We start from the raw sequence: 15,984 nt of genomic DNA, 5'->3' as shown, positions 1-15,984 counted from the left end.
CGATTAAAGTTCAGTTACTGTCGCCAACAGCTTCTCATATCTGTGCTAACGTTTTGAGGAATATCTCAAAAAAGCTGGCCATCGCTATGAGCAACCCCAAGCACACCCTTTTCTGGATGACGCTGTTCCTCGGCGTGGTCGTCATCGTCGGCGCCCTGATCCACAAGCCCCTGATTTCGGCCTTTATGGCCAACTGGGTTTTCAATCTGCTGATTCTCGGGGTTCTGATCATCGGCATCGCCCTCACCTACAGGCAGGTGTTCGTGCTGTTTCCGGAACTGAAGTGGATCGCCCAGTTCAGAACCGGACACGCCGGCCTTTCGGTGGTTCAGGAGCCCAAGTTGCTTAAGCCGCTGGCAAGACAGCTCGGCGAGGACGCAACCAAGGACCGGTTCACACTGTCTACCCTTTCCCTTCGAACCGTGCTCGATGGTATCCACTCCCGCATGGACGAACAGCGGGAAATCACGCGCTATTTCATCAGCCTGCTGGTCTTCCTCGGCCTGCTGGGTACTTTCTGGGGCCTGCTGGGCACCATCAACTCGGTCGGCCAGGTCATCACCGGACTGGATATGAGCCAGGAAGACTTCGGCAAGGTGTTTGCGGAGCTTCAGGAAGGCCTGCTTACGCCGCTTGAGGGCATGGGCACCGCGTTCAGCTCCTCTCTGCTGGGATTGGGCGGCTCACTGATACTGGGCTTCCTGGATATCCAGGCCGGCCATGCCCAGAACCGCTTTTATGACGGCCTGGAGGAGTGGCTGACAGGTGTGACCAACCTCGTGGACCGGATAGACGACGAGAAAGACCTGTCATGATCGGTTCCAGGCGCCGAAGCCGAAGCACCACCAACGTCTGGCCGGGATATGTGGATGCCCTGTCGGCTCTGCTGATGCTGGTCATATTCATGCTGCTGGTCTATGTGGTCAGCCAGCTCTACCTGTCCCAGACACTCTCTGACCGGGATACCCAGCTCGCCCGACTCAATGCCCAGTTGAACGAGCTCTCGGAATTGCTCGGCCTGGAAGAAAACAGAAGCGAGGCACTGGAAAATCAGTTAACCAGCCTTCAGGAGCGGAACAACAGTCTGGTCGGTCAGCTGGAATCCACCCGTGAACAACTGATGCGGCAAACCGCCATGGCCGATGCGCAATCGGAGCGACTGGCCAGCATGGAAGAGTCGATTGACGAGAAAGACGATATATCGGCCAGCCAGCAGGCGATGATCCTGAGGCTGTCGAATCAGATAGCCTCCTTGCGAGAGCAACTCAGGCAGATTGCCTCGGCGCTGGAGCTCCAGGAACAGATGACCGCCGACAAGGAGCAGGAACTGGAACAGGTCAGCAGACGGCTGAACACCCTACTGGCCGAGCGCGTCAACCAACTCGAACAGTATCAGTCCGAGTTCTTTGCCCGGTTGCGGGATATTCTGGCAGGCAACGAGAATGTCCGGATCGTCGGCGACCGGTTCCTGCTGCCCTCCGAGCTGCTGTTTGCTTCCGCCTCGGCGGAACTGGGTGAGGAAGGCCGGCAGGAGCTCGACAAGCTAGCCAAACTACTGCTGGATGTATCCGCCAAGATTCCAGAGGACGTTGACTGGATCCTGAGGATTGATGGTCATACCGATGTCATACCTATCAATACCCCGAGATTCCCCTCGAACTGGGAGCTGTCCACTGCCCGAGCCGTCGCAGTCGTGCGCTACCTTGCAGCGCAGGGTGTACCGGAACGGCGCATGGCGGCGGCCGGATTTGGCGAGTTCTTCCCGGTAGCGGAAGGCACCTCTCCGGAGGCGTTGCAGAGAAACCGGAGGATTGAGCTGAAGCTTACAGATCGCTAACTCTGCGAATGGGTTAACAGGGCGCTCACTGTCCTGGTGTATGGCGCCTCAATGCCCAGGCGCTCGCAGCGTCTCAGGACCGCACCGGCGATACTGTCGAGTTCGAGGGGCCGCCCCTTTTCCTTGTCGACCAGCATGGACGTCTTGATGGCGTTGAAATTGCTGATCAGGTCCAACATCTCGGCCAGATCCTCAGGCCCTAGGTTCACGTCATCGGCCTTCGACGCTGCTACGGTTTCCGCCATCATTCCGTGGACAATCTTCCGGAACTCGGGGTGGTGAGTAAGGCTCCGGGTGTCAAGGCCGGTCAGGGCCGAGAGCGGGTTCACGCCGTTGTTGATCACCAGCTTGCGCCAGAGCTCGTAACGGATGTTGTCAGAGACGGTTGTTGGAATACCGGCCGCCTCGAAGTCTTCCTGTAATTGCTGCAGCAACTGGCCGCGACGATCAGATCCCAGGGCCACAGGCCATTCACCCATGACAATTTGGGCAGGGCCCTCGGCCTGCACTACGCCAGGCTGGACAATATGACCGCCAATTCGGACAGCCAGGCCACCCAGAACCCTGTGCTCCCCCAGCAATGAGGCCAAGGCGGGCTCGTTATCCACCCCGTTCTGAAGCGAGAGGACCGGCACCTTGCCGTGATAGAGCCAGGGACCCAACTCGGCCAGCATCGCTTCAGTCGCCGTGGATTTGAGCGTGACCAGTACGACATCAAAATCATCCGGACGGAAACGGGCAACCACCGCGGAATGGTCCATCGACTGAACCGGAAATGACCAAACCTCATCCCCATACTGAACCGTCAGCCCCTGCTCCTCCAGAGCTGCCAGATGCGCACCACGTGCGGTGAGAACCACCTCATGTCCGGCGTGCAGCAGCCGGGCGGCATAGTAACCGCCGATGCCACCGGCACCCACTATCAATAGTCTGAGCATTTACGGAATCCCCAATGTTTTCCGCAGTCTATTGCATCCAGCCATAGCCGGCGAGTGAATGGCTGTCCTCATTCAATGCAAAGCCGAATACCCGCTGGGGGGCTTTCAGCCCCCCCAGACTGAACGCAGTATTCAGCACGCACAGGGTGGGGTCGGCAACAGGGACATCCTGCCCACGCCTGGCTCGGCGCCCGGCCAGACTGCCCTCTGACATGGCTTGACGCCAGAGTTGCTCATGCTCCCACTGCTGTATCAGGTTGCGAATGTAGGCATCGTGCGGTTGGTGATTTATCTCACTCGCGCCCTGCTCTTTCTGATCCAGGCAGATAAGCAGAATACCCTGCTCCCGGAGCGCCTCCAGGCAGTGACCAATCTGCCTGTAGTCGTCGCTGGTCATACCGGTATTCAGCCTCAACTCAATGACTTCTTCCGGCGCCACACCGGTCATGCTCGCAGCCAGCGATTCCAGTCCGGGGTCCCGGCCACCCTCAATAGTGGCCTGAAATCCTCTATCGGCCATCAGCGATTGCAGACGCTCTGCAAGAAGGCCTTTGCCGCATTGGTGAAAAATCTCGGGTTTGTCGCCACCCTTTCGAGAAGTGATAAAGGTGACATTGCCAACCTGCATGTCTCGCTTGATCAGACGACGGAGCCGGGGTTGGCTTATCGGAGCTGAATATGCATCTCTGTCACAGGACAGGTAAAACACTGGCAATCTCGGCACGAAGCCTCCCATCAAGCGATTAACGGGCGAATCGATCGGCGAACCGGGGCGTCAACGCCCCAGTTTTTTAGCCGACTGGCCGCCAATTCCAAAATGCTGCTTGGGCATTTCGGTAATAATGATCCGGACACTTTCCACCGGCGCGCCTAACGACCGTGAAATCGCATCGGTCACCTCACGGATAAGCATTTCCTTTTGCTCATCCGACCGTCCTTCAAGAATATTGATTTGCGCGACAGGCATGTGATCTCCTTACTCGAAGCGGGCAGACACGGTACCCAACCCCTGATAGCGAACCGTAATGTTGTCACCGGGTTCAACAGCAATCGCAGCCGTAATGCCTCCAGTCATAATGAAGGTGCCGGCCGGAATGTGCTCTCCTCGCTCGGCGAGCAGGTTGGCCAGCATGGCAACACTGGAAGCTGGATGGCCAAGCACCGCAGCACCCGCGCCCACATCAACAACCTCGCCATTCTTCTCGACCACAACACCCAACGTTTTCAGGTCAACATCGGCAACATCGGCCATCTGGCCACCGGTGATAAAACGGGTGGACGAGGCGTTGTCTGCTACAACGCTTACCAGGTCGAACTTGAAGTTCTCATAGCGGGAATCGATGACTTCGACAGCTGGTATGACAAAGTCGGTGGCTGCCAGAACCTGCCCGATATGGCAGCCCGGCCCTTTCAGGGGTGCCTTGGTAACAAAGGCTATCTCCGCTTCGATTTTCGGGTGGATGAGCTCTTTGGTGTTGACCACCCCTCCATCGGGCACGCTGAAGTAATCCGCCAGAAATCCGTAAATCGGAGTCTCGACGCCCATCTGGGCCATCTTGGCCCAGGAAGTCAGGCCCATTTTCATACCCACAATCTTGTTACCACGGGCTTCCTTGCGACGACGGATCTCCCACTGCACGTCATAGGCATCCTCGAAGGTCATATCCGGGAAGTCGTTGGTGACCTTGGTGATGTCGTGGGCCTGAAGTTCGGCGTTTTCCACATGCTCGGCCAGAGCCAGAACCTGCTCTTGGTTTAGTGTTTTGCTCATGCGTTTTGCTCCTTTTGGGCCGCCAGCAGATCCAGCGCCACGTCCACGATCATGTCTTCCTGGCCGCCAACCATGCGGCGCTTGCCCAACTCAACCAGAATATCTACGGCCTTCAGACCGTACTTCTGCGCCGCCACTTCGGAGTGGCGCAGGAAGCTGGAATAGACACCGGCATAGCCCAGGGCCAGGGTTTCGCGGTCCACCCGCACCGGGCGGTCCTGCAACGGGCGCACAATGTCATCGGCCGCGTCCATCAGGGCGTACACGTCCGTGCCATGCTCCCAGCCCATCTTGTCAAAGGCCGCAATGCACACTTCCAGCGGTGCGTTGCCGGCGCCAGCACCCATGCCGGCCAGGGAAGCATCGATCCGGTCACAACCTTCCTCAACGGCAACAATGGAATTGGCCACGCCCAGCGCGAGATTGTGATGAGCATGCATGCCCGTCTGGGTCTCCGGCTTGAGCACATCCTTGAGTGCCCGGAACCGGTCCCGGATGTCGTTCATGTTCATGGCGCCGCCGGAGTCGACGACGTACAGGCAGGTGGCGCCGTAGTCTTCCATCAGCTTGGCCTGCTCTGCCAACCCTTTTGGTGTCTGCATGTGGCTCATCATCAGAAAACCAACGGTGTCCATGCCCAGCTTGCGGGCGTGTTCAATGTGCTGTTTAGAGACATCCGCTTCGGTGCAATGAGTGGCCACACGGACAATCCGGGCACCGGCGTTATAGGCGTTATCCAGGTCATGGACGGTACCGATGCCGGGCAACAGCAGAGTGGCGATTTTGGCGTGCTCGATCACTTCCGCCACCGCCTCGATCCACTCCAGATCAGTGTGGGCGCCGAAGCCGTAATTGAAGCTTGAGCCCTGAAGGCCATCACCGTGGGCTACCTCAATGGAGTCCACCTTGGCCTTGTCCAGTGCCCGTGCGATGTCCTGCACGTTCTTGATGGAGTACTGGTGGCGAATGGCGTGGCTGCCGTCGCGCAGGGTCACGTCGGAGATGTAGAGTTTTTTGCCGGGGTTGAATGTCATGGGAATATCCTCCTCAGTTGACCAGCGATTCGGCGATGCGCTCGGCGGTACCGAGAGCGGCGGAGGTCATGATGTCCAGATTGCCTGCATAGGCCGGCAGGTAGTGGGCCGCTCCCTCCACTTCCAGGAAGATGGAAGTCTTCAGGCCGCTGAAGCGACCCAGGCCTGGAACGTTCATGGGCTGGTCTTCGGGGATGTCATCAAACTGCACTTTCTGCTTCAGGCGGTAGCCTGGCACATAGCTGTTTACGGCCTGGACCATTTCTTCCACCGAGGCCTCCACTTCAGCCTTGTCTGCTGCGTCGGAGAGCACGTACACGGTATCGCGCATCAGGAGGGGCGGCTCGGCCGGGTTCAGGATGATGATGGCCTTGCCCTTCTGGGCACCGCCCACCACCTCAATGGCCCGGGACGTGGTTTCGGTAAACTCGTCGATATTGGCGCGGGTACCGGGGCCGGCGGACTTCGAGGAAATCGAGGCAACGATTTCGGCGTAGTGGGCCTTGGCCACTCGTGATACCGCCGCAACCATAGGAATGGTGGCCTGGCCGCCGCAGGTAACCATGTTGACGTTGCCTTCCTGAAGCTGCTGCTCAAGATTCACCACCGGCACGCAGTAGGGGCCGATCGCCGCAGGCGTCATATCAATAATCTTGATGCTCTCCTTGTGGCCGCGCAGAAAAACCTCGTTGTGCATGTGGGCCTTCGCGGAGGTTGCATCGAATACAATGTCGATGTCGGCGAATTCCGGCATCTTCACCAGTCCATCCACCCCTTCGTGGGTGGTGGCCACGCCCATCCGGGCAGCACGGGCCAGACCGTCCGATTCCGGATCGATCCCGACCATGGCGCCCATTTCAATGTTCTTGCCATTGCGCAGAATCTTGATCATCAGGTCGGTGCCGATGTTGCCCGAGCCGATGATGGCTGCCTTTATTTTCTTGCTCATAGCCTAGTCCTCGTTGTTCTTTTCAATCAGGCAAAACGCACCGAGGCGCTACCGATGCCACCGATATCGACCCGCATATAATCACCGGCCTTGACCGGCTCCAGTGGCACCAGAGAACCGGAAAGGATGACCTCCCCTGCCCTCAGGGAAATACCGAACTCGCCCAGGGTATTAGCCAGCCACGTAACGCAATTCACCGGAGAACCGAGTGCTGCCGCTCCGGCTCCGGCACTGAGAACACTGCCGTTCTTCTCCACCACCATGCCGCAAGTCACCAGATCCACCTTACGCGGAGACACCGCCTGATCCCCCAGAACAAACAAACCACAGGAGGCGTTGTCGGCAATGGTGTCCTGAATGGCGATCTTCCAGTCCTGGATGCGGGAATCGACGATTTCGAAACAGGGCATCACACACTCGGTTGCCGCCAGCACGTCTGCATTGGTGATCCCTGGTCCGGTCAGATCCTTTTTCAGGATGAAGGCAATTTCGCCCTCCGCCCGGGGGGCAATCAGCCGATCACTGATGGGCATCACCTCGCCACTGTTGAACACCATGTCGTCGGTGAGGTACCCGAAATCCGGCTGGTGTACGTTCAGCATGCTCTGCACCGCCTTGCTGGTTACACCGATCTTCTTGCCAATGATGGAGGCCCCATCGGCAAGACGACGCTCCAGCATGCGCAGGGAAATGTGGTAGGCATCGTCGATACTGATTTCTTGACCACGACTGGTCAGCGGCGCGACCGCCTCCCGGCTCAACATGGCCTGGTATAACTCGTCGCCAAGCGCCTGAATTTTTGACTGTTCCATTAATTACCTCCGGTGGCGGCCTGGTCGGCTTCGCTCAGGAAATCGTTGACCAGTCGTGCAAAACGGCTGGCATGTTCAATTTGTGTCCAGTGTCCGCAACGTCCAAAAACATGAAGCTGGGCCCGGTTGATCAGTTCGGCCAGCTTCAGTGACGCCTCCAGCGGGATCACTTCATCCTCGCGGCCATGGAGTATCAGGGTTTCGTGGGGTAGCGCCCGAATGTCCTCTTCCTTGCTCGCAAGGTTGTCGACCCAACGCTGGCGCGGCGCCGGGAACATGGCGGAAAACGACTCCTGGAAACCTGGACGGACACTGGCCTGGTAACGCATCTGTGCCAGCTCTTCGGTCAGCAGACTCTTGTCGTAGGCGAACACATCCATCAGCCGGCGCATGGTGTCCAGCGAGGGCTCGTAACCCCAGACTTCATCCAGACCCTGGGTGATCGGAAAGCTCACGCCCACCGACCCCATCAGCACCAGCCGACGCACCCTTTGCGGATGTCCAATGGCCAGGGCGAGGGCCAGTCCGCCGCCGAACGAGTTACCCACGAGATCAACCTGTTCCAGGCCCAACTCGTCCAGAACGCCAATTGCGTGCTTCACCCAGCGTTCCCGGTTGTAGGTTTGGTCCGCAGGCCGCTCGCTGTATCCAAAACCAAGCATGTCTGGCGCAATCACGCGCCGATTTCGAGCCAGCTCAGGCATCACCAGTCGCCAATTGGCCCAGGCTGTAACGCCTGGACCTGACCCGTGAATCATCATGACCGGAAATCCCTCTCCCAGGTCGTGCAGGTTGGTGCTGTAGCCAGCGGCGTTAATCTCTCGCCCGATTTCCGGACTCTCTACAGGTGCGTTCATGGCTGCCTCACAGTTTCACGCAGATGTTCTTCATCTCGGTGTAGAACTCCAGCGAATGAACGCCACCCTCGCGGCCAACACCCGATTGTTTGCTCCCGCCGAAGGGGGTCCGAAGGTCCCGCAGGAACCAGCTATTCACCCAGATAATGCCCGCCTCAATCTGGCCAGCAACGCGGTGCGCACGGGTGATGTTTTCGCTCCAGATCGCAGAGGCCAGCCCGTACGGCAGGCTGTTGGCCAGCTCAATGGCCTCCTCTTCGGTGTCGAAGGGGCGAATGTGGCAACAGGGGCCGAAGATTTCGTCCGTCACCACCGCCGAGTCGTCCGCGAGACCGGTCCAGATGGTCGGCTCAACCCAGGCTCCGCCCGCCAGCTCTGCAGGCATGTCCGGAACACCGCCGCCGGTGACCACGGTAGCGCCGTCATCAACCGCTTTCTGGTAGTAGGAGAGGACTTTCTCACGGTGCTTGAGACTCACCAGTGGCCCAAGGTTGGCGTCGGCATCATCGGGGGGACCGATCTTCAGGCCCTCCGCCGCTTCCTTCAGACGGCCGACGAATTCGTCGAATATCGAACGCTCAACGTAGACCCGCTCCGTACCCAGGCAGACCTGACCACAGTTCGCGAAGGCAGAACGCATGGTGCCCTCAATCGCCTTTTCCATGTCACAGTCTGCGAATACCAGGCCGGCATTCTTGCCTCCCAGCTCCAGGGAAATGTCGCGGATACCTTTGGCAGCGGCCTTCATAATGACCTCGCCAGTACCGGTCTCGCCGGTGAAGGTAAAGCCGTCTACCTGTGGATGCTCGGTCAGATACGCACCGGCAGAATCACCGCCGAAGCCATGCACCACGTTGTAGACACCGTCCGGAACGCCGGCCTCTTTCATCACCTCGCCCAAAAGGGCTGTGGTGGTCGGTGTCTCTTCCGACGGCTTGACCACCACTGTATTGCCGCAGGCCAGGGCCGGTCCGACCTTCCAGGTCATCAGCAGCAAAGGCAGGTTCCAAGGACTGATGACGCCAATGACGCCTTTCGGACGACGGACCGCATAGTTCAGGGCACCGGTACCATCCGGAGTCGGCATTTCAAAGGATTCGGTGGGCACGTTCTTGATCATGTCCGCGAACACTTTGAAGTTGGCGGCCCCCCGGGGGATGTCGATATGGCTGGCCAGAGATTTCGGCTTGCCGGTATCGAGACACTCTGCCTCCAGGAACTCATCAAAACGGGCGTTGATCCCATCCGCCACTTTGTGAAGGATGGCGGTACGCTGTTCCAGGGTCATTTTGCCCCAGGGACCCCGCAGCGCGGCTCTTGCCGCCTTCACTGCTGCGTCCACCTCTTCCCGGCCAGCTTCGTGAACCTTGCTGATCACTTTGCCGTTCGCAGGATTAACGTTGTCGAACAGCCTGCCACTGGCCGAACCAACGTACTGCCCATTGATGTAGTGTTTGATGTCTTTCATTGCTGCTAAATCCTGTTGCGCCAGTGTCGGTTGTCAGGTCAGTACCGTCAGGAACCGTTCGTTCAGTACCCGGTCGTGGTAGAAGATGGCCTTGCCCAGTTGCTCTGCCTGCCAGGTAACCGGCTTGTGATCGGGGTAGTTGTAATCTCCGCCACAGAACACTTCGTTGCGGTTGCCGGAAGGATCGAAGAAATAGATCGTCTTGCCATGGGTCAGGCCATGTCGGGTGGGACCGATGTCAATGGAGGTGTCGGTCATAGAGATCAGATCGGCCGCCCTGAGCACGTCTTCCCAGGTTTCCAGGTAGAACGAAGCGTGGTGGAACTTGCCTTTCTCTTCATGATGAATAAAGGCAATGTCATGAGCCTTGGTGGACAGAGTGAGGAACTGCGCGATTCGGGTTCCGTCGCCGTCGAGCACCTGTTCGGCCAGATAGAATCCGAGTACGTTAACGAACAGGTCGTAGGTGGCAGCCAACTCTGGCCCATAAAGAAGGCAGTGGTCGAAGCGGACCGCTTTCATGCCATCCAGTCCACGCGGCCAGGCTTCCGGGTTGACTTCGGTAATGCCCCATTTGCCGGTGTACTTCTTGTCAGCGTAAAGTTCGAACGTGTGACCCGAGGGGGCGTTGAAACGAACCCGCCGACCGCAATCTTTCAGTTCCCCTTCCGGAACCTGTTCAACCTCCACGCCATGATCTGCCAGATCTTTTTCGAGTTGCTGCAGGGAGGCTTCATCCACCACCTTGAAGGCCATAAAGTCCATGCCCGGCTCATCTGCAGGTCGGAGCACAACCGAGAACTTGTCCACCTCCGTCCAGGCTTTCAGATACACGCGACCGTGATCGTCCCGGTCGGTTTCAATAAGACCCAGAAGGTCTGTGTAGTGTTTGAGGGCCTCATCCATATCGAGTACGCGGATCTGGACGTGGCCGGGACGCATTACACCTTTTTTCATGACAGTTACCTCAACGCTCTTGTTGTTGTTTGCTCGCTCGTTTCGCCCGGCGCGGATGGCTCCAGGCACTCAATAGTCAGATCGGTGACCGGATAGATCCGGCAGGCCAGGACCTCCCCTTGCTCAATGGCTTCCGGCGGTGCGTGTGCGCGGCTCATCTTCCCGCACTCGTATTCACCCTCGACCACCCGGATCTTGCAGAAGCCGCAGCCACCGCCACGGCAGCCGACGGGCACGCACTTCACACCCCATTGCTCCATCGCTTTGAGAACGCTTTGCCCTTCACCGCAAGTAAAGCTGTCCCCGGTTGTCCGGTTGGTTACCTGGCATCCGATACCCATGGCGCACCTCCGGTTATATCTTCTTGAACAGGGCCGAACGCTGGGTGTCTTCCGCCCCGTCTGCCGCTGTCAGGAACTTCTCCATAAAAATGTCACGCTCGAACAGCCGCCCCTGCATCAGTGCCGTGATAGCCGCATCAATCATCGGAGGGGGGCCACACAGGTAGGCCTTGTTGCCAGCAAAACGGCCATCGAAATGGGCTTTGGCTGCGTCATGGACATAGCCACGGAAACCCTGCCATTCAGAGTCTTCTTCCGCCTGACTGAGAGCCGGTACATAGGTGAAGTTGTCGTGATCGCGATCCAGAGCCTCGAATAACTCCCGGTTGTAGAGCTCGGCAAGGTTTCTGGCGCCCTGGAACAGGACAATCTTGCGTTCGTCGTTCTGTGCCAGAAGATCCAGGATCATCGATTGGGGGCTGGACAACCCTGAACCGCCAGCGATGAAGATCAGGTCGCCAGGCTGGGAACTGCGCACGAAGAACTGGCCGTAGGGGCCTGAAAGATTCAGCGCATCACCGGTTTTCAGTTGTTCGTGGATGTAGGTAGTGGCAGCACCGCCCTCAACGAGACGAACATGCAGCTCCACTTCATCGGCTTTGCCGGGTGGATTAGCCAGAGAGAATGCCCGGGCGCCATCGACACCAGGCAACTCGATATTGATGTACTGGCCCGCCTGGAACGTCATGGGGCGGTCCAGCTTCAAATGCACACCTCTGATGGTTGGAGAAAGCTCCACGATGTCCGTCACAGTGGCGGTATAGTCCTCAACCGGGTAGCCCTCGAAATCCGGATCCACATCGATATCCGCTTCGATGGTTACATCGCTTTCAACAGTGGCGCAGCAGGCCAATACCTTGCCCTCGTCACGTTCGATATCCATCAGGGCGAAGGGAGAGGCGTCACCAATTTCGACATCACCTTCCAGTACCTGGACCTTGCAGGTGGCGCAGGTGCCATGCCCGCAGGCAAACGGCAACCAGACACCCTGGCGCAGTGCGGCTTGAAGGATGGTCTGCCCATCCTCCACTTCAATCTGCTCGCCTATGGGCTCGATCGTTACGGTGTGACTCATGGCGCTTACCTCAGGATGCAGAGCCGGCAATGCCGTTCAGTTCTGGAGTGATCACAGTCAGCATGCTCTTGTGGTCAATGCCACTGCTCTTAAGGGTGGCCGATGGGTCCGGCGTGAAAGGCTCGCCGTTGAGTTGCCACTGGGCGTCCAGGAATCTGGCTCTGGCCGAGTCCGGGTGAGCCTCGACCGCCGGCTTCAGCACCTCCTCGATGAAGGCTCCAAAGGTAATGTCTGGCTGCACCAGGAAGGCAAACGGTGAGCAGTACATCAGATGGTGGGGCCAGTAGAGATACAGCAACTGCATGCCATGAAAGTTCTCTACCTTGTCCCGGGGTTCAAACTTGTAATCGTATAAAGCGTTCACACTCATGATGGTCACCTTGTTGTTTTTGTGGGGGAAACGCCCGGTGCCGATGACACCGGGCGAATCCCGGATCAGGCTGCGTCTTGCTTGGCGCTCTCGGTCTTCTCCTCGGATGACTTGCCCTTTATGGCGAGCCAGCGCTTCTGGTCCGGGGACCCCACATAGTCGAAATTGTCTTCGCCGATGTTGATGTGGTAGTACTTCGAAACCACCGTCTCGACGTCGCCGCCTTCACAGTTGCCCTGGTATATCTGGTGCACCGGCAGCCATGCCTGGACGTATTTCTCGGGCTCGTTCTTGAAGATGTCGCAGCATCCGTCCGAGCAGAAGTGATAACGTTCGCCCTCATGGTCGATCTGGCGGTGGCTGAGCATGCTCGGATCGTCTTTCTCGGTGAAAATGGTCGGGATCTGGCACACCTGACACAGCTGGGGCAGCGTGTTGTTGTAGAAGCGACGGCCTTCGGCGTGCTCCTTCGCCCAATGCTCGAAGCGTGGACGGTAGTATTTGTCGAAGGTGTCCGGATACTTCTCGGACAGCCAGTCCAGCTCTTCCTTTTCAGGCATCCAGGTGTGGAAGTTGGTGGCATGGCCGTACTGGTAGAAGGTGGCCCACGCCTGATGGCTTACATGGTTCTTCGCGTCATTGGCGATGTCCTGGTACTTGGGCGGACGAATGCCATAACGCTCCAGGTCCTTGAACAGCGCGCCCCCGTTCTGCTCGTAGTACACCTCCCAGGCTTCCGCCCAGGACATGACCTTGTTCGGCAGCATGTAGTCCATCATCATCCCCACCAGGCTCAGCAGGCGGAAACCACGCCAGAACCACTTGTCGATCCACTGCTGGACAATAGGCACGTTGTCTTCGTGCTGCTCCAGAATGAACTTGATCACCTCAAGACCAAGCGTCATGTGCCGGGCTTCGTCTGACTGGGCGGAGAAACCGAAGGTAACGGTTGCCATATCGCCGTTGTAGGCAGCGCCGGACATGAACGGCACGAACAAAAGGTTCGTCAGCACATACTCGAACGAGAACGAAATAGCCGTCAGGAACTCGAACGGGCCGGCAGAGCGAGCGTCGTCAAAGAACGACTTCGGCACCGAGAGGAACCACACTCGGTCGTGCATGTGCGCCGCATCATGCAACCCGTTGAAGTGTTTGTTGTAGTGGCTCATCGCGTGCTGCTGGGTCTGGGAATGACGCAGCTCGTCAATGGCCTGCATCTGACAGGCGACCCGCGCACCGGCACCGCTGAACTGGCGGCCAACCTTGGCATAACCCTGGTACGCCGCATGCTCCAGCGGCGACACACCACTGAGAAACAGCTTCAGCGCGTTGACGTAACGGGCATCTGAAATGTTCTGGTGACCATTGTTCTGGGCGAACGCATCAAAAATCGCGTACAGCTTCTTCTCTTTCTCGGCCTGGTACTTCCAGTAGGCATCCATGGTCAGCCGGAACGGATCCTCCCACTGGGACCAGTCGGTAATCTTGATGCCTTCGAACCGCTCGTCCGGGTAGATGTCTTCTTTCTTCTGGTAGGTCGGCTCCCAGGACATATCCCGGGTCAGGTACTGGTACTTGTCTTTCAGGTTCAATTTCTTGTTTTTAACAGCCATGATAGGTCTCCCGATTAGTTCCACTGAAGAATGAAGTGGTCATCGTCTTCATCGACATTGCCGCCGATACTGATTACATCGATGAGCATTTCCTGAACGTCCCAGTCCCGGCCAAGCTTTTCTTCCATCGTTTCCCGGTTGATGACCAGGCGCTTCTCGGCCTGGATCCGGATCATTGCTGGCTGGTGCTGGAGCTCCGCTTCCGGGTTGTCCTCCATAATGGCTTCCGCCAGATAACGGGCGTTGTCGTTGTCCTGAAAGGCAATGAATACGAGCTGGCTCATGCGGATACTCCCTGGCTCTGCAAGCCACATTTTTTGAGACGGGTGGCGAGTTCGGCGCGGGCTTCGTCTAGCGCGTCGATGCCAGCTGAGGCTTGCGCCAACGGTTTAAGGGCGTTGTAGGCCTGGGGCTCCCAGTGATCGATCCACTTCTGAAGCAGTTCACGGTTGTCGTCGCTTTCACCCGCAACAACTTTCAGCATGGCGTTGGTCCAGCGAAGCGACTCCTTGTACCAGTCGCGCATGAACTCGGTGAGCATGGAGACATCCTCCGCACCCTGGCTCTCGAACCAGGTGTCTATCTTGTCGTAGACCAGGGGGTACATCAGGCCGTCCATGAGGATGTTCTGAACCAGGGTCAGCTCGAACCAGTCATCAATCACCAGGGAGTCTTCGACCAGTTTGCGCATGGGCTGCCAGAGCTCGTCATCCATCCAGAAGCCCTTGGATTCATCGAGTCCAGCACCGGTGCTGCCGTCAATCATCAGGGCAATCCGGGAGAGGTACTGGCCAATCCCCAGTCGATCCATCCCGGTGTAGATATGCATCTGGGAGACAGTTGTGGCGGTCGCATCACCGGCGATCTTGCTGTTATTCATGTTGGCACCAAGCTCAACATGACGCAGGGGCACCAGCAGGCGTAGTAGCTGTTTCTGAGTTTCCTGGGGAAGGCGGGTCAGCAGATTACGCTTCTCGCAGAAACCAAAGCTGGTCTCGGCCGCCTCCTGCATCTTGGCGCGATTGCCTACATAGGCGCCGTAATAGAACTGGCGCGGATCGGTAACCGCATACCAGTCTTCCATGCGGATCGCGGTGCGCGTCGGATCGTTCAGGGTATGCTCGGAATCCCATTGCGGCCGATAGTGGAAGTTGGTCTTGGCCTCAATGTCGTAACTGGCTTCCTGATAGCGGGTTGCCGGCTTGTCGCCAAAGCGACGGGCAATGTGGCCATAGGTGTGGCGGATGGGTTCCACCGAGTTGGTCTTGATTTCGATACTCATATCAACCTTACCGTCTTGTTGTTGTGAATATGGATGCTGATGCGCTTCGCTCAGTAACGCTGCCCACGCTCCCCGAAGCGCCACTTGACCATGTCTTCATCGATCTCGCGGATCATCTCGGAGTCCATGTGGACCACCTTGTTGTGCCTGCAGAAGATTTCGAAGGCCTCGCGGGGAAGAACGAGTTCAACGAACAGCTCCGGGTAACCAATGGCGAAGTCGAATTCCACGAACTTGTCGCCCGGCTCACTCCGCACCCGGATGTATCGCGTCAGCTCGTCGAAGGATTTGATGTCGTTCTGGGTCGTCATTGTTTGCCCCATTGTCTTTGTTGTTGGCTGGTGAGAGAGGAGCAACGGGTGTGCCAAACCCTGAGCGGGCGACAACCAAAGTTTTCAAACTGCTGTTTTTAAAAGCTTTATTTTGCTGCATGGAGTGGCCAGCAAGGATGTTCCAGGGAACACCACGAGGGTTGGAACAGGCGGATTTTCACTATTTGGTCAACTTGGGAAAGCCATCTCAGCAAATGCTCAGATGCACAGAAAACCATCAGACCAATGGCCAGATTTTTATCATTTGATTGATTTTTGACTTTCATCAGGTGTTATATAGAGCAGCAATTTCGTGCCCGCACTCGGACTCTCATCCAGGGCACAACCCCAACCCCACACAACAACAAA

20 protein-coding genes are annotated in these 15,984 nt (G+C 57.7%); 3 read left to right on the top strand and 17 right to left on the bottom strand.

Going from position 1 to position 15,984, the window contains the following annotated elements:
- The first annotated feature begins 86 nt into the window (after positions 1–86).
- Together ACO06L_RS15750 and ACO06L_RS15745 are read left to right on the top strand one after the other, a co-directional pair.
- On the top strand, positions 87–815 hold the full coding sequence (locus ACO06L_RS15750; RefSeq protein WP_014579156.1) for a MotA/TolQ/ExbB proton channel family protein: 729 nt from the start codon (positions 87–89) through the stop codon (positions 813–815).
- On the top strand, positions 812–1,837 hold the full coding sequence (locus tag ACO06L_RS15745) for a peptidoglycan -binding protein (RefSeq protein ID WP_008177163.1): 1,026 nt from the start codon (positions 812–814) through the stop codon (positions 1,835–1,837). The genes ACO06L_RS15750 and ACO06L_RS15745 overlap by 4 nt, the downstream gene beginning before the upstream one ends.
- On the opposite strand, the gene ACO06L_RS15740 is transcribed toward ACO06L_RS15745, so the two are convergent.
- The 17 genes from ACO06L_RS15740 to ACO06L_RS15660 form a co-directional block, all read right to left on the bottom strand.
- On the bottom strand, positions 1,834–2,775 hold the full coding sequence (locus ACO06L_RS15740) for a ketopantoate reductase family protein (protein WP_202346456.1): 942 nt from the start codon (positions 2,773–2,775) through the stop codon (positions 1,834–1,836). The genes ACO06L_RS15745 and ACO06L_RS15740 overlap by 4 nt on opposite strands.
- Before the next feature lie 28 nt (positions 2,776–2,803).
- A complete protein-coding gene (locus ACO06L_RS15735; protein WP_227715699.1) occupies positions 2,804–3,499 on the bottom strand; it encodes a hypothetical protein in 696 nt (231 codons plus the stop codon).
- Between the two features lie 51 nt (positions 3,500–3,550).
- Positions 3,551–3,742 (bottom strand): 4-oxalocrotonate tautomerase, encoded by a 192-nt coding sequence (locus ACO06L_RS15730; RefSeq protein ID WP_014579153.1) that lies wholly within the window; start codon positions 3,740–3,742, stop codon positions 3,551–3,553.
- Between the two features lie 9 nt (positions 3,743–3,751).
- Positions 3,752–4,546, bottom strand: coding sequence for a 2-oxo-3-hexenedioate decarboxylase (dmpH, locus tag ACO06L_RS15725; protein ID WP_014579152.1), 795 nt, complete (start codon positions 4,544–4,546; stop codon positions 3,752–3,754).
- Positions 4,543–5,580, bottom strand: a complete 1,038-nt coding sequence (gene dmpG / locus ACO06L_RS15720) for a 4-hydroxy-2-oxovalerate aldolase (RefSeq protein ID WP_014579151.1) — start codon at positions 5,578–5,580, stop codon at positions 4,543–4,545. The genes dmpH and dmpG overlap by 4 nt, the downstream gene beginning before the upstream one ends.
- Positions 5,581–5,593: 13 nt before the next feature.
- Positions 5,594–6,529 carry an acetaldehyde dehydrogenase (acetylating) gene (locus ACO06L_RS15715; RefSeq protein WP_062783127.1) on the bottom strand — a complete coding sequence of 312 codons (936 nt, stop codon included), beginning with the start codon at positions 6,527–6,529 and terminating at the stop codon, positions 5,594–5,596.
- 26 nt (positions 6,530–6,555) lie between these two features.
- On the bottom strand, positions 6,556–7,341 hold the full coding sequence (gene dmpE, locus ACO06L_RS15710) for a 2-oxopent-4-enoate hydratase (RefSeq protein WP_202346455.1): 786 nt from the start codon (positions 7,339–7,341) through the stop codon (positions 6,556–6,558).
- Positions 7,341–8,198 (bottom strand): alpha/beta fold hydrolase, encoded by an 858-nt coding sequence (locus tag ACO06L_RS15705; RefSeq protein ID WP_202346454.1) that lies wholly within the window; start codon positions 8,196–8,198, stop codon positions 7,341–7,343. Before ACO06L_RS15705 ends, dmpE begins: the two co-directional genes overlap by 1 nt.
- 7 nt (positions 8,199–8,205) lie before the next feature.
- Positions 8,206–9,666, bottom strand: a complete 1,461-nt coding sequence (locus ACO06L_RS15700; RefSeq protein ID WP_064229177.1) for a 2-hydroxymuconic semialdehyde dehydrogenase — start codon at positions 9,664–9,666, stop codon at positions 8,206–8,208.
- Between the two features lie 33 nt (positions 9,667–9,699).
- Positions 9,700–10,623: a catechol 2,3-dioxygenase gene (locus ACO06L_RS15695; protein ID WP_014579146.1), complete on the bottom strand. Its 924-nt coding sequence runs from the start codon at positions 10,621–10,623 to the stop codon at positions 9,700–9,702.
- Positions 10,624–10,628: 5 nt separating this feature from the next.
- A complete protein-coding gene (locus ACO06L_RS15690) occupies positions 10,629–10,964 on the bottom strand; it encodes a 2Fe-2S iron-sulfur cluster-binding protein (RefSeq protein ID WP_014579145.1) in 336 nt (111 codons plus the stop codon).
- A gap of 13 nt (positions 10,965–10,977) precedes the next feature.
- On the bottom strand, positions 10,978–12,039 hold the full coding sequence (locus ACO06L_RS15685) for an NADH:ubiquinone reductase (Na(+)-transporting) subunit F (RefSeq protein ID WP_062783135.1): 1,062 nt from the start codon (positions 12,037–12,039) through the stop codon (positions 10,978–10,980).
- A 10-nt stretch (positions 12,040–12,049) separates the two neighbouring features.
- On the bottom strand, positions 12,050–12,409 hold the full coding sequence (locus tag ACO06L_RS15680) for a phenol hydroxylase subunit P4 (protein WP_202346453.1): 360 nt from the start codon (positions 12,407–12,409) through the stop codon (positions 12,050–12,052).
- A gap of 65 nt (positions 12,410–12,474) precedes the next feature.
- Positions 12,475–14,022: an aromatic/alkene/methane monooxygenase hydroxylase/oxygenase subunit alpha gene (locus ACO06L_RS15675; protein WP_202346452.1), complete on the bottom strand. Its 1,548-nt coding sequence runs from the start codon at positions 14,020–14,022 to the stop codon at positions 12,475–12,477.
- A 14-nt stretch (positions 14,023–14,036) separates the two neighbouring features.
- Positions 14,037–14,306: an MmoB/DmpM family protein gene (locus tag ACO06L_RS15670; RefSeq protein WP_014579141.1), complete on the bottom strand. Its 270-nt coding sequence runs from the start codon at positions 14,304–14,306 to the stop codon at positions 14,037–14,039.
- A complete protein-coding gene (locus ACO06L_RS15665; RefSeq protein ID WP_202346451.1) occupies positions 14,303–15,304 on the bottom strand; it encodes an aromatic/alkene monooxygenase hydroxylase subunit beta in 1,002 nt (333 codons plus the stop codon). Before ACO06L_RS15665 ends, ACO06L_RS15670 begins: the two co-directional genes overlap by 4 nt.
- 50 nt (positions 15,305–15,354) lie before the next feature.
- A complete protein-coding gene (locus ACO06L_RS15660; protein ID WP_014579139.1) occupies positions 15,355–15,615 on the bottom strand; it encodes a phenol hydroxylase subunit in 261 nt (86 codons plus the stop codon).
- Between the two features lie 50 nt (positions 15,616–15,665).
- Here ACO06L_RS15660 and ACO06L_RS15655 point away from each other — a divergent pair, with 50 nt between their 5' ends.
- Complete coding sequence (locus ACO06L_RS15655) at positions 15,666–15,884, top strand: hypothetical protein (RefSeq protein ID WP_202346450.1); 219 nt, start codon at positions 15,666–15,668, stop codon at positions 15,882–15,884.
- Positions 15,885–15,984 lie beyond the last annotated feature (100 nt).

It is taken from the genome of Marinobacter sp. (assembly GCF_965229985.1).
Taxonomy (GTDB): domain Bacteria; phylum Pseudomonadota; class Gammaproteobacteria; order Pseudomonadales; family Oleiphilaceae; genus Marinobacter.
This window is presented reverse-complemented; position numbering and strand designations above follow the sequence as displayed.

Bases quoted from the DNA above. Each gene is read 5' to 3' on its own strand.
- ACO06L_RS15750 (WP_014579156.1), top strand. From the start codon at position 87: ATGAGCAACCCCAAGCACACCCTTTTCTGGATGACGCTGTTCCTCGGC.
- ACO06L_RS15745 (WP_008177163.1), top strand. From the start codon at position 812: ATGATCGGTTCCAGGCGCCGAAGCCGAAGCACCACCAACGTCTGGCCG.
- ACO06L_RS15740 (WP_202346456.1), bottom strand. From the start codon at position 2,775: ATGCTCAGACTATTGATAGTGGGTGCCGGTGGCATCGGCGGTTACTAT.
- ACO06L_RS15730 (WP_014579153.1), bottom strand. From the start codon at position 3,742: ATGCCTGTCGCGCAAATCAATATTCTTGAAGGACGGTCGGATGAGCAA.
- dmpH (WP_014579152.1), bottom strand. From the start codon at position 4,546: ATGAGCAAAACACTAAACCAAGAGCAGGTTCTGGCTCTGGCCGAGCAT.
- dmpG (WP_014579151.1), bottom strand. From the start codon at position 5,580: ATGACATTCAACCCCGGCAAAAAACTCTACATCTCCGACGTGACCCTG.
- ACO06L_RS15715 (WP_062783127.1), bottom strand. From the start codon at position 6,529: ATGAGCAAGAAAATAAAGGCAGCCATCATCGGCTCGGGCAACATCGGC.
- dmpE (WP_202346455.1), bottom strand. From the start codon at position 7,341: ATGGAACAGTCAAAAATTCAGGCGCTTGGCGACGAGTTATACCAGGCC.
- ACO06L_RS15705 (WP_202346454.1), bottom strand. From the start codon at position 8,198: ATGAACGCACCTGTAGAGAGTCCGGAAATCGGGCGAGAGATTAACGCC.
- ACO06L_RS15700 (WP_064229177.1), bottom strand. From the start codon at position 9,666: ATGAAAGACATCAAACACTACATCAATGGGCAGTACGTTGGTTCGGCC.
- ACO06L_RS15695 (WP_014579146.1), bottom strand. From the start codon at position 10,623: ATGAAAAAAGGTGTAATGCGTCCCGGCCACGTCCAGATCCGCGTACTC.
- ACO06L_RS15690 (WP_014579145.1), bottom strand. From the start codon at position 10,964: ATGGGTATCGGATGCCAGGTAACCAACCGGACAACCGGGGACAGCTTT.
- ACO06L_RS15685 (WP_062783135.1), bottom strand. From the start codon at position 12,039: ATGAGTCACACCGTAACGATCGAGCCCATAGGCGAGCAGATTGAAGTG.
- ACO06L_RS15680 (WP_202346453.1), bottom strand. From the start codon at position 12,409: ATGAGTGTGAACGCTTTATACGATTACAAGTTTGAACCCCGGGACAAG.
- ACO06L_RS15675 (WP_202346452.1), bottom strand. From the start codon at position 14,022: ATGGCTGTTAAAAACAAGAAATTGAACCTGAAAGACAAGTACCAGTAC.
- ACO06L_RS15670 (WP_014579141.1), bottom strand. From the start codon at position 14,306: ATGAGCCAGCTCGTATTCATTGCCTTTCAGGACAACGACAACGCCCGT.
- ACO06L_RS15665 (WP_202346451.1), bottom strand. From the start codon at position 15,304: ATGAGTATCGAAATCAAGACCAACTCGGTGGAACCCATCCGCCACACC.
- ACO06L_RS15660 (WP_014579139.1), bottom strand. From the start codon at position 15,615: ATGACGACCCAGAACGACATCAAATCCTTCGACGAGCTGACGCGATAC.